The sequence below is a fragment of the Gordonia humi genome, assembly GCF_014197435.1.
Classification (GTDB): Bacteria; Actinomycetota; Actinomycetes; order Mycobacteriales; family Mycobacteriaceae; genus Gordonia; species Gordonia humi.
In genome coordinates, this window is the sequence record NZ_JACIFP010000001.1 from 1,984,754 (window position 1) to 1,997,833 (window position 13,080).

Consider the following 13,080-nt stretch of genomic DNA (forward strand, 5'->3'; position numbering starts at 1 on the left):
CCGTCGCGACGGAGCCGGTCGCCCTGGTCTTCGGGGGCCGGCGGGTGCCGCGCGCGGAGTTCGAGGCGCGCGTGGCCGGTCTGCGTCGCGAGTTGATCGCGGCCGGCGTCGGACCGGAGACGGCGGTCGGCGTCCAACTCGAACGATCGGTGGAACTGCTCGTCGCCATCCATGCGGTGATCGCGGCGGGCGGGCACTACGTCCCGTTGGACGCGAGCCTGCCCGACGAGCGGTCCCGCTACATGGTCGCGACAGCGGGTGCCCGGATCGTGCTGGTTCCGGAAGCGGACGTCGACGCCGCCGCCGAGCGATACCGGGGGCTGGCCGACGTCCGAATCGTCGACTGCTCGGTCGCCGTCGTTCCCGCTGTCGAAGCATCCCTGCACGAGGTGACGCCGGTGACCGGCGGTACCGCGGCCTACACCCTGTTCACCTCCGGATCGACGGGGCGACCCAAAGGCGTCACCGTCTCCCACGAAGCGATCGCGAACCGCCTCGAATGGATGCACGAGTGGTACGGGCTCGGAGCCGACGACGTCTTCGTGCAGAAGACGCCGATCACTTTCGACGTGTCCGTCTGGGAACTGCTTCTCCCGATCGCGCTCGGCGCCACCCTGGTGATCGCCGAACCCGGCCGCCACGGCGACCCCGAGTACATGGCGGATCTGATCGAGACGGAGGCGGTCACGGTCGTCCACTTCGTGCCGTCGATGCTGTCGGCGTTCACCGACGTTCTCGGCGACCGGCTCGCCGCGCTCACCGGCCTGCGTGTCCTGTTCACCTCCGGTGAGGCGCTCACCGCGGCGGTCGCTCGCCCGGTCCTGACCGCGCTGCCGGGGCTGGCACTGCACAACCTGTACGGCCCCACCGAGGCAGCCGTCGACGTGACCGCCCAGCCCGTACGGACCGTCGATACGGGCATTCCGATCGGTGTGCCGGTCCCGGCCACCACCACCTACGTGCTCGATCCGGCGCTCGAACTCGTCCCCGCGGGCGTCCCCGGCGAACTGTATCTCGGCGGCGTCCAGCTGGCCCGCGGCTACGCCTCCCGCAGCGATCTGACCGCCGAACGCTTCGTCGCCGACCCGTTCGGCGGGCCGGGGGACCGGCTGTACCGGACCGGCGACCTCGTCCGCTGGAACGCCGACGGCGCCATCGACTACCTCGGTCGCACCGACTTCCAGGTGAAGCTCCGTGGTCAACGCCTCGAACTCGGCGAGGTCGAGGCCGCGATCGCCGCCGCCCCCGGCGTGGTGCACGCCGCGGCGACCGTCGTCGACGCCCCCGGCGGACAGCAGCTCGTCGGCTACCTCGCACCCGCCGACGTGGACGTCGACGCCGTGTCCGCGCAGGTGGCCGACGTCCTACCCGAATATATGCGCCCCACCGCGTGGGTGACGCTATCCGCCATGCCGCTCGGCAGTTCCGGCAAAGTGGACCGGCGTGCGCTGCCCGCGCCGGAGTTCGGAACGGGCGAGTACGTCGCGCCGAACGGAACGGCCGAGCATGCCGTCGCCGCCCTGTACGCCGACCTCCTCGGTCTCGACCGGGTCAGCGTCGTCGACTCGTTCTTCGACCTCGGCGGCACATCGTTGTCGGCCACGCGCATCGCCGCGCGTGTGGCGGGTGAACTCGGCCTCGCCGTGACGGTCCGCGACGTGTTCGACGCGCCGAGCGTCCGCGACCTCGTCGCGGCCGTCGCCGACCGCGCCCCGGCGGCCGAGCCCGTGCGCCGCGCCGATCCGCGGCCGGCGCACATCCCGCTGTCGCTGCCGCAGCAGCGCATGTGGTTCATCAACCGACTCGACCCGACCAGCGGCATGTACAACATTCCGGTGGTCCTGCGGATCACCGGACCGCTCGATCTGGGCGCACTGCGGGCAGCCGTCTGCGATGTCGTGGTGCGCCACGAGACGCTCCGCACCACCTTCCCCGACATCGACGGCCGGCCGTTTCAGCTGATTGCCCCGGCCGACGCCGTCGCCGACCGCCTCGACTGGCGGTACGTCGGCTCGTCCGCCGACCTGGTAGCGGCGGTGACCGCGGGATTCTCGCTCGCCGACGAGTGGCCGATCCGTGTCCGCATCCTTGAATCCGCGCGCGACGAACACGTCCTGGCGGTCGTCGTGCACCACATCGCCGCCGACGGCGAGTCGATGCGGCCGCTCGTCGGCGATCTCGTCACCGCCTACGCCGCGCATGCGGCCGGCGTGAGCGCCGACGTCGAGCCGTTGCCGATCCAGTACGCCGACTACGCGATCTGGCAGCGCGAGGTCCTCGGCTCGCCCGACGACCCCGACTCGGTGGTCGGCCGACAGCTGGCCTACTGGTCGCAGCGCCTCGACGGACTGCCCGACGTCCTCGACCTGCCGACCGACCGACCACGCCCGCAGACCGCCACCGGCGCGGGTGCCGTCGTGCGGTTCGACGTCCCCGCGGCCGTCGCCGACGGCATGACCCGCCTTGCGTCGCGCCTCGGAGTGACGCCCTACATGGTGGTGCACGCCGCGCTCGCCGTCGTCCTGGCCCGACTCTCCGGCGCCGACGACCTCGCGATCGGCTCGCCGTTCGCCGGTCGCGGGCAGCGCGCCCTCGACCCGCTCGTCGGCATGTTCGTCAACACCGTCGTGCTCCGCTCCCGGATCGACGGCGACGACACGTTTGCGCAGCTGCTCGCGCAGATCCGCGACACCGACCTGGAGGCGTTCGCCAACGCCGACGTCCCGTTCGAATCCGTCGTCGAGGCCGTCGACCCGGTCCGCAGCGCGGCGTTCGCTCCGCTGGCCCAGGTGTGGCTGTCGGTGGAGACCGGCGACGTCGAGACGTCGCCGACCGTCGAGACGAACGGACTGACCGTCGCTCCCGTCGACGACGGTCCGGTGCTCGCCAAGGTCGACCTCGCCGTAGCGGTCCACACCGCCCGCGCGGGTCGCGACTGGTCCGGATCGATCACGTATGCCACCGATCTGTTCGACGCGACGCGCGTGGACGCCCTCGCGCAGCGGCTCGTCGGCGTTCTGGCAGCGGTGGTCGCCGACGTGGACGTCGCCGTCGGCGCCCTCGACCTGCTCACCGACGTCGAACGCGCGCAGATCCGCGACTGGTCGGGGGAGACCTCTTACCGCGCCAACCAGGTCGGCACGGGTACGCTCGCCGATCTGCTCGAACACGTCGAACCCGGACTGCTGGCCCGGCCGGCGATCATCGACGGCGACCGGACGATGGACTACCGCGAACTCACCGCCCGCACCAACGTGCTGGCCCGTCGCCTCATCGCACTCGGCGTCGGCCCAGACTCGGCCGTCGCCGTGTCGACGCCCCGCTCGATCGAGATGATGCTCGCGCTGCACGCGGTGATCGCGGCCGGCGGCCATTTCGTCCCGGTCGCGATCGACGCACCCGCCGACCGCGCGCGTTACATCGTCGAGACCACCGGCGCCCGCGTCGTGATCGTCGCGGCTCACGCGAGCGGCGTCGCCGCCTGGGCCGACGGCGTCGCCGAGATCGTCGAGGTGGACGCGTCCGCGCCGCTCGTCGGCGACGCGTCGATGATCACCGACGCCGACCGCACCGCCCGCCTGTCGGTGGACGACGCCATGTACACGATCTTCACCTCCGGCTCCACCGGTCGTCCCAAGGGCGTCACCGTCGCGCATCGCGGCGCCATGGCCATGCTGCACGCCGATCACCGCGACCACGGTTTCACCGCCGACGACGTGGTCCTGGCCGTCCTCGACTTCACGTTCGACCCGTCGGTCCTTGACCTGTTCCGCCCCACGATCAGCGGTGGCACCCTGGTCCTGGTCGGTCAGGGCGAGCAGCGCGACCCGTGGGCGCTGCGCCGCTACGTGGCCGACCACCGCGTCACGTCGATGATGGTCGTCCCGTCGATGCTCGCGGTGATGCTCACCGAGCTGTCCGACGACGAACTCGCGACGATGCGGTCGATCCGCACCGTGCAGGTCGGCGGCGAGGCCCTGGTGCCGTCGGTCGCCGACGCCATGCACCGGGCGTGGCCGCAGGCGACCCTGCACAACCAGTACGGGCCCACCGAGACCGTCATCTACTCGACGATCGCCGAGGTGGGATCGGGGCTGCACACGGTCCCGATCGGCCGTCCCACCCCGCACGCCACCGCGCATATCCTCGACACGCGCCTGCGGCCGGTCCCCGTCGGCGCCCCCGGCGAGCTGTACCTCGGCGGCAGCCAGATGGCGCGCGGCTACACCGCCCGCCCCGATCTGACCGCCGAACGCTTCGTCGCCGATCCGGCCGGTCCGCCCGGATCGCGGATGTACCGCACCGGCGACGTCGTGCGATGGGCGAGTGACGGCCAGATCGAATACCTCGGCCGCGTCGACTTCCAGGTGAAGCTTCGTGGGCAGCGCATCGAACTCGGTGAGATCGAAGCGGTGATCGCCGGCGCGACCGGGGTCCGCGAGGTGTCGGCGGCCGTCGTCGACGCACCGACCGGGGGACAGGTCCTCGTCGCATACGTCGTCGCACTCGACGGCGTCACCGTCGCCGACCTCCGGGACCACGCGGCCGACGGGCTGCTGCCGTTCATGCGGCCCGCCGTCTGGACGATGCTCGACGAGATGCCGGTCAACGCGGCCGGCAAGGTCGACCGCAAGCGACTGCCCGAGCCCGACTTCACCGGCCACGACTACGTCCCGCCGGCCGGACGTCGCGAGGAACTGGTCGCCGCGGTCTTCGCCGACCTCCTCGGCGTCGACCGGGTCGGTGTCACCGAGTCGTTCTTCGACCTCGGCGGCACATCGCTGATCGCGGCCCGGCTCGCCGCACGCACCGCCGCCGCGCTCGGCACCGATGTCGGCGTCCGCGACGTGTTCGACGCGCCGAGCGTCCGCGAACTCGTCGCGGCGACCGCAGGCCGCAGTCCGGCGCTGCCGCCGGTCACCGTCGTCTCGCCGCGTCCAGCGCGGGTGCCGCTGTCCCTGCAGCAGCAGCGCATGTGGTTCATCAACCGATTCGCCCCCGACGACCGCACCTACGACCTCACCAACACGCTGCGCCTGACCGGCCCCCTCGACGTCGACGCTCTGCGCGCCGCCTTCGTCGACCTCGTCGTCCGCCACGAGGTGCTGCGCACCAGCTTCCCGGCCGTCGACGGCGTGCCGCAACAGCTCGTCGCCGACCCCGACACGGTGGCCTCGCGTCTGGACTTCGCGTACGGGCCTCGCGCAGTCGAGACCTTCGACCTCGCTGTCGACTGGCCTATCCGCATCCGCCTGGAGGAGGTCGCCGCAGACGACCACGTTCTGGAGATCGTGCTCCACCACATCGCCGCCGACGGCGAATCGCTGCGTCCGCTGATCGCCGACCTCGTCGCCGCCTATCTCGCGCGGCGCGACGGGGCCGCGCCCGCCTTCGCGCCGCTGCCCGTCCAGTTCGCCGACTACGCGGTCTGGCAGCGTACCGTTCTCGGCTCGCCCGAGGACCCGACATCGGTCATCGGCCGCCAGCTCGACCACTGGCGGACCGCACTCGACGGTGTCCCCGACCTCCTGGAACTTCCGTACGACCGGCCGCGTCCGCGCGTGGCGTCCGGCGTCGGCGCCACCGCAGCGTTCACCCTCGACGAGTCGGTCGCCCGCCGCGTCGGCGACGTCGCCGCCCGGACCGGCGCCACTCCGTTCATGGTGCTGCACGCGGCGCTCGCGACCTTCCTGGCACGTATGTCGGCGACGGACGACATCGTCGTCTCCACCCCGGTCGCCGGTCGCGGCCACGCCGAACTCGATCCGCTGATCGGCATGTTCGTCGGCACCCTCGCGCTGCGCACGCGTGTGGACCTCGGGGAATCGTTCGCCGACCTCGTCGCACGGACCCGGACCGACGCGCTCGCAGCGTTCGAGAACGCCGACGTCCCGTTCGAGACGGTCGTCGACGCGGTGAACCCGGTGCGCAGCGAGGCCTTCGCCCCGCTCGCCCAGGTGATGCTGACCCTCGATCCAGGCGCCGCGGCCTCCGACGTCGAGATCGCCGTCGGCGACCTCGCCTTCGAGGGAGTCGAGTCGGAGTCGACACCCGCACAGGTCGACCTGACCTTCATGATCACCACCGCCGCCACCGGTGACTGGCAGGGCGCCCTCGTATACGCGAGCGAACTGTTCGACCCGTCCACCGCGGACGCACTCGCCGGGCGGTTCGTCGAACTGCTCGACGGGCTCACCGCCGATCCGGCCGGGGCCGTCGGCGACGTCGTGTTCCTCGACGCCGCCGACCGCGCCGCGACCGCACGGCTCGAACGGGGTGCGGACCGGCATCTGCCCGTAGAAGACCTGGCCTCGGCGGTGGCCGCCGCAGTGGCGGCCCATCCGGACCGCGAAGCACTGCGGTTCACCGGGCGCAGCGTGGACTACCGCGAATTCGGCGCCCGAGTGAACACGCTCGCCCGCGAGCTCATCGCCGCCGGGGTCGGCCCGGACGTCGCCGTCGCCGTGTGCCTGCCGCGATCGGTGGAGCTGATGGTCGCGATCCACGCGATCGTCGCCGCAGGCGGGCAGTACGTTCCGGTCGACACGGCGGCCCCGGCCGAACGCGCCGAGTACATGCTGTCGACCGCCGGCGCGTCGATCGTCCTCGTACACGCGGGCGAGCCGGTGCCCGGACCGGTCGTCGGACTCGACGACGACGTCCGGGTGATCGCCGTGGACGCCTCCATCGAGGTCGATCCGGCGACTCCGCCGATCACATCGCGCGAACGGCTCGGCGCGCTCACCCCCGCGCACGCGGCGTACACGATCTTCACGTCCGGATCGACCGGCCGCCCCAAGGGAGTCACCCTGCCGCACGAGGCCGTCGTCAACCGACTCCGCTGGGGTCTGCACGAGCTGCCGATCGACGCCGACGACCTCGTCGTCCTCAAGACGCCGTACACCTTCGACTGCTCGGTCGCCGAACTGTTCGCCCCGCTCATACAGGGCTCACGGCTGCTCATCGCCGAGGCCGACGGACATCTCGACCCGGTGTACATGGCCGAGCTGATCGCCGCGGAACGGGCGACGATGGTGCACTTCGTGCCGTCGATGCTCTCGGTGTTCCTCGAACTCGCCGGCCCGGAACGGCTGGCCCGCCTCGACTCGGTGCGGATCGTGTCCACGACCGGTGAGGCGCTGCCGCCGTCGGTCGCGGCCGACACCCGGGCCGCGATGCCGGCGGCGCTGCTCTACAACCTGTACGGGCCGACCGAGGCCGCCGTCGAGATCACCTACGCGCGGCTCGACGAGGTCGGCGACGTCGTCCCGATCGGCGTCCCGGTGTGGAACTCGACCGCTTACGTCCTCGACGGTCGACTCAACCCGGTGGCCGCCGGCGTACCCGGCGAACTGTACGTCGGCGGAGTCCAGTTGGCGCGTGGATACGCCGCCCGCCCGGACCTGACCGCCGACCGCTTCCTCGCCGATCCGTTCGGACCGTCCGGATCGCGCATGTACCGCACCGGCGACCTGGTGCGCCGCAATCTCGACGGCGAGCTGGAGTACCTGGGCCGCACGGACTTCCAAGTGAAGCTGCGCGGCCAGCGGATCGAACTCGGCGAGATCGAGGCGGCGATCGCGCAGGCGCCCGGCGTGGTCCACGTGTCGGTGACGGTGGCCGCCGCACCCGACGGCGGTGAGCACCTCGTCGCCTATGTGGCGGGAACCCCCGCGCAACCCCTCGACCTGGACGTGATCCGCACCGCCATCGAGGCCCCGCTGCCCGAGTACATGCGGCCGACCGTATGGATGCCGCTGCAGGAGATCCCGCTCAACAGCGCGGGCAAACTCGATCGGAAGGCATTGCCCGCACCGGAGTTCACCGCGGGCGATCTCGTCGCACCGGCGACCGCCGACGAGCAGGCCGTCGCGGCGGTGTTCGCCGAGGTACTCGGCGCCGCTGAGATCGGCGTGACCGACAGCTTCTTCGACCTCGGCGGCAACTCGCTGTCAGCCATGCGGTTGGCCGCTCGGGCAGGGGAGGCGCTCGACACGCAGATCTCGGTGCGCGACGTGTTCGACGCGCCCACCGTCCGCGAACTGGTCGCCGCGACGGTCGCCGCGGGCCGCGGTCGGAGCCTGCCCGCGATCGTCCGTGTCACGCCGCGACCCGAGCGGATTCCGCTCGCGTACGCGCAGCAGCGCATGTGGGTGGTCAACCGGCTCGATCCCTCCTCCGGCATGTACAACATCCCGGCGGTACTGCGGCTGACCGGACCGCTCGAGGTCGACGCCCTGCGCGCGGCGGTCGGCGACGTCGTCTCCCGCCACGAGATCCTACGGACCCGGTTCCCCGCGAACGACGGGCAGCCGTACCAGCAGATCACGCCGGTCGGACAAGCCCTCGGCGAGCTCGACTGGGCGATCGTCGACGGTCAGGACTCCGTCGACGCCGCCGTCACCGCCGGTTTCGATCTGACCCGCGACCATCCCATACGCGTGCGGCTGTGGCCGGTCGGCGACGGCGAGCACGTTCTGGCCGTCGTCGCACACCACATCGCCGCCGACGGCGAGTCGATGACGCCGCTGGTCGGCGATCTCGTCGCCGCGTACGCCGCACGCGTGCAGGGCGCCGTACCGGGCTTCGACCCGCTCGAGGTCCAGATCGCTGATCACGCGATCTGGCAGCGCACCCACCTCGGCGACCCCGACGACGCATCGTCCGTGATCGGCGGCCAGCTCGACTACTGGACCACCCGACTCGCCGGGCTCCCCGCGGTGATCGATCTGCCGGCCGATCGGCCGCGGCCCGCGGTGGCGAGCGGTCGCGGCGAATCCGTGGGTTTCGAGATCCCCGCCGACGTCGTCGAGGGGGTCGCCCGGATCGCGGCGGATGCGCGCAGCACCGTGTTCATCGCCGTGCACACGGCGCTGTCGGTGCTCCTGTCGCGGTTGTCCGGTACCGACGACATAGCGATCGGCACGCCGATCGCCGGGCGGGGCGACCCCGTTCTGGCACCGCTCGTCGGCATGTTCGTCAACATGCTCACGCTGCGCACCGGCATCGATCCGACACGCGGGTTCGCCGACCTGCTGGCCCAGACGCACGCCGCCGACGTGGAGGCGTTCGCGCACGCCGACATCCCGTTCGAGGAGATCGTCGACGCCCTCGACGTGGAGCGGACACAGGCGTTCGCACCGCTCGCACAGGTGTGGCTGACCCTCGACGAGGTACGCGAGCACGAGCAGGCCGACACCGATCTGCCGCTCGCCGTCGAGCCGCTCGAGATCGGCAACGCCCCCGCGAAGGTCGATCTGCAACTGCACGTCGGCATCGCGCCGACCGGTGCCTGGCGGGGCGGCATCCTGTACGCGACGGACCTGTTCGACGCGTCGACGATGCGGTCGTTCGCCGACCGCTTCGTCGAGGTGCTGCGTGCCGTCGTCGCCGATCCGACGGTAGCCGTCGGCGACATCGAACTCGGCGGCACGGCCGGACTCGTCCCCGTGTCAGGCGGCGCCCCCGCCGCTCCGGTCCTGTTGGCGGACCTGTTCGACGCTGCGGTACGACGCGCACCCGACGCGGTCGCCGTGCTGGGCCCCTCGGCTTCGCTTGGGACGGGCTCCGCCGACTCGTCGGCGACCTACGCCGAACTCGACGCGGCGGCGAACCGGCTCGCGCGCTGGCTCATCGGCCGCGGTGTGGGTCCCGAGGCGCGAGTGGCGCTCGCCCTGCCGCGATCGGTCGAGCTGCTCACCGCGATCTGGGCCGTCGCCAAGACCGGCGGTGCGTATGTGCCGATCGACCCGGACTATCCCGCCGACCGTGTCGCGGGCATGATCGCCGACTCGGGCGCGGTGCTCGGACTGGTCGCGGGGGCGGCGAGTCTGCCGGGCGACGGTTTCGACTGGATCGATGTCGCCTCGGTCGACACGACAACGCTCTCGGACGCGCCGCTCACCGCCGCCGACCGACGCGCCCCGGTGCGGCCGGAGAATCTGGCCTACCTCATCTACACATCGGGATCCACCGGTCGCCCCAAAGCCGTCGCGGTGACCCACTCGGGTCTGGCGAACTTCGCCCGCGAGGAGGCGATGCGTCTGGGCGCTGCCGACGGCGCGGTGGTGCTGGGGTTCGCGTCACCGAGCTTCGACGCATCGGTTCTCGAATACCTGCTGGCCACGGTCACCGCGGGCACGCTCGCGTACCGACCGTCGACGGCGGTCGGCGGCCGCGAGCTGGAGTCGTTCATCGCCGCGCACGCGGTGACGCACACATTCCTCACCCCGTCGGTGCTGGCCACACTCGACCCGGCCGCGGTCCCGACGCTCGTGTCGATCGCCGCGGGCGGCGAAGCGGTGCCGCAGGCGATCGTCGACCGGTGGGCCGGTGTCACGGCGCTGCACAACCTGTACGGGCCCACCGAGACGACCATCGGCATCACCATCGGGGAACCTATGCGCACCGGCGAACCGGTCCGGCTCGGCGGTCCGATCGGCGGCGTCGACCTGCTGGTGCTGGACGCGCGCCTGCGTCCGGTGCCGACCGGTGTTCCCGGCGAACTGTACGTGTCGGGTCCGGCGCTCTCCCGCGGATACCTCGATCGGCCCGGTCTCACGGCCGAGCGCTTCGTCGCCGATCCATACGGCGGTGCGGGCGATCGCCTGTACCGGACGGGTGACGTGGTGCGCTGGGTGATCGTCGACGGTGCGCCGTCCCTGGAGTACACCGGACGGTCCGACGACCAGATCAAGCTGCGCGGTCTGCGGATCGAACTCGGCGAGATCGAATCCGTCCTGACCCGGCATCCCGATGTCGCTTCGGCGGTCGTGGTCGGCGTCGGTTCGTCGGATCCCTCGACCTCACCCGGAACAGGCTCCGTCGCTACGGCGCTGGCCGCGTACGTCGTACCGGCGGCCGACGGCGTCGTCGATCCGATCGCCTTGGCCGCGTTCCTGAGCGAGGATCTGCCCACGCACATGGTGCCGTCGACGATCACCGTCTTGCACGCACTGCCGTTGACACCGGTCGGCAAGCTCGACAAGCGGGCGCTGCCGAAACCGGACGACTCGGCGCGTGTGGGCGAGACAGTCGAGTTCGTCACGCCCGCGGGCGAGACCGAGATCGCCGTGGCACAGGTCTTCGCCGACGTCCTCGACGTCGACGTTCACCAGGTGTCGGCGTCCGCGGGCTTCTTCGACCTGGGCGGCAATTCGTTGGCGGCCGCTCGGGTGGCGTCGCGGCTGCGGGACGCCACCGGCGTCGACGTCGAACTGTCGTGGCTGTTCGCCGATGCGACCGTCGCAGGCCTGGCACGCCGGATCGCCGGCCGCACGGTCGGCGTGAACTCCGTGCTGATCGGCCTGCGGACATCCGGTGCGCGGGCGCCGCTGTTCTGTGTACATCCGGCCGGCGGTCTCGCGTGGTTCTTCGGCGGGCTGGTGCCGTACCTGCCCGACCGGCCCGTCTACGGGCTGCAGGATCCGCATGTGGTCGCGGGGGAGGAGCCGATCGTCGACGTCCCCGCGCTCGCCGCGCGGTATGTGAACGAGATCCGCGCCGTGCAACCCGACGGCCCGTATCACCTGCTGGGCTGGTCGATCGGCGGCACGCTCGCCTACGAGATGGCGCGACAACTGCGTGAGGCCGGTCAGGCAGTGGCCTATCTCGGCGTGATGGACGCGTCGCTGACCGCCGCGGAGTCGGTCGGTCCGGAAGCGGCGGCGTCGGCCACCGACACGGTCGCCGACCTCCTCGGCGGCTGGCGGGACCTGTTCGATCTCGGCGACGACGTCCACGCGTCCAGCGCGGAGGAGGTCGCCGCCGTCGTGCGTGCGCAGATCGCCGGTATGGGACTGCTCGCCGAGGAGCAGGTCGAGGCGATCATGACGAGCTTCGCCACATCCGGCCGGATGCTCGAGGGCTATCGACCGGGCCGGTACCGGGGCGATGTCCACTTCTTCACCGCAACCGCCGACAAGCCCGACCCGGCGTCGTTCCGGGCCGATTGGGCAGCGCATGTCGACGGCGTCGTCGCCAACGTCGACGTGCCGACCCACCATCTGGGAATGGCCGATGCGGCCGCTCTCGCGGTGATCGGTCCGGTGATCGCGCAGACACTCGACGTGCCCGGTGTCGACGCGCGAGACCGGCCTGGAATGATTGACTAGAATTCGACGACGTCACACGTTCGAAGGACTGAATCACTACAGCGGTGCGCAATTCGGTGCGCCGCCAGGAAGGACGCCACATGACGAACCCGTTCGACGACGAGGACGGCCGCTTCTACGTACTCGTGAACGACGAGAACCAGCACTCCCTGTGGCCGACGTTCGCCGATGTCCCGGCGGGGTGGACCAAGGTGTTCGGCGAGGACTCGCGTGCGGCGTGCCTGGAGTACGTGGAGAAGAACTGGACCGATCTGCGTCCGCAGAGCCTCATCGACGCGATGGAAGCCGACAAGTCCGAGTAGACGCGTCAAGCGCGCGCTTGCCTTTCGGGTATCGATTGTGTAACGAAATTTTATCTTGCACCGATCACGTGTCAGATCGATGCAGGTCGGAGGCGTGCAGTCAAATCGACGTCATCTGATCGGATGATCAACTTCGCGGCGCGGCACAGTTTTGATCTGGCAGGTCGCCTTCACGTTAAGTTACGCTGTCGTAAGCGTAGACAAACATGGTCTACCAGCAGCAACAGTGAATGGGGACACTGTGACGACGGGAGGATCGCGCGATGAGCACGACCACACGCAGCGGCCGTGACGAATGGATCGAGCTGGTCTGCATGCACGTCGCCGACCGCGCCGAGTCGACCGGCTGGATGGTCGCCGTGCGGCACGGGGCAGACGCGGTCACCTTCGGCGACCTCGCCGCGGGGATCAACGACTACCGTCGCATCGTCGGGGCCCAGCAGCTCTCGCTCGAAAGCGCGCTGACCGGAGCACTGCTGCACGCCGCACCCGGGCTCATCGGGCTCGATCCCGCCGACTGCGCCCGCGCAGTCGATCAGATGATCTCCTGGCTGGGTCGTGACATCGCCCCGGTCGCGGTCTCGTCGGCGCCCGTGCTGCGCTCGGTCGGCTAGCACCCCTGAACCTCGATCGGCTCCTGCTCCGGACTTCCGTAGCGGGAGCCG

The 13,080-nt window shown here is 71.0% G+C and carries 2 protein-coding genes and 2 pseudogenes; all 4 read left to right on the forward strand.

The annotated features are described in order from the left end of the window. Positions 1-20 precede the first annotated feature (20 nt). Positions 21-11,279 (forward strand): annotated as a pseudogene (locus BKA16_RS09090) (non-ribosomal peptide synthetase); the annotation flags it as partial. Between the two features lie 63 nt (positions 11,280-11,342). Then, positions 11,343-12,113: pseudogene (locus tag BKA16_RS24280) on the forward strand (thioesterase domain-containing protein); the annotation flags it as partial. Between the two features lie 80 nt (positions 12,114-12,193). After that, entirely contained in the window at positions 12,194-12,415 is a 222-nt protein-coding gene (locus BKA16_RS09095) for an MbtH family protein (RefSeq protein WP_183370351.1), read from the forward strand. Between the two features lie 263 nt (positions 12,416-12,678). After that, complete coding sequence (locus BKA16_RS09100) at positions 12,679-13,029, forward strand: hypothetical protein (RefSeq protein ID WP_183370352.1); 351 nt, start codon at positions 12,679-12,681, stop codon at positions 13,027-13,029. Positions 13,030-13,080: the final 51 nt, after the last annotated feature.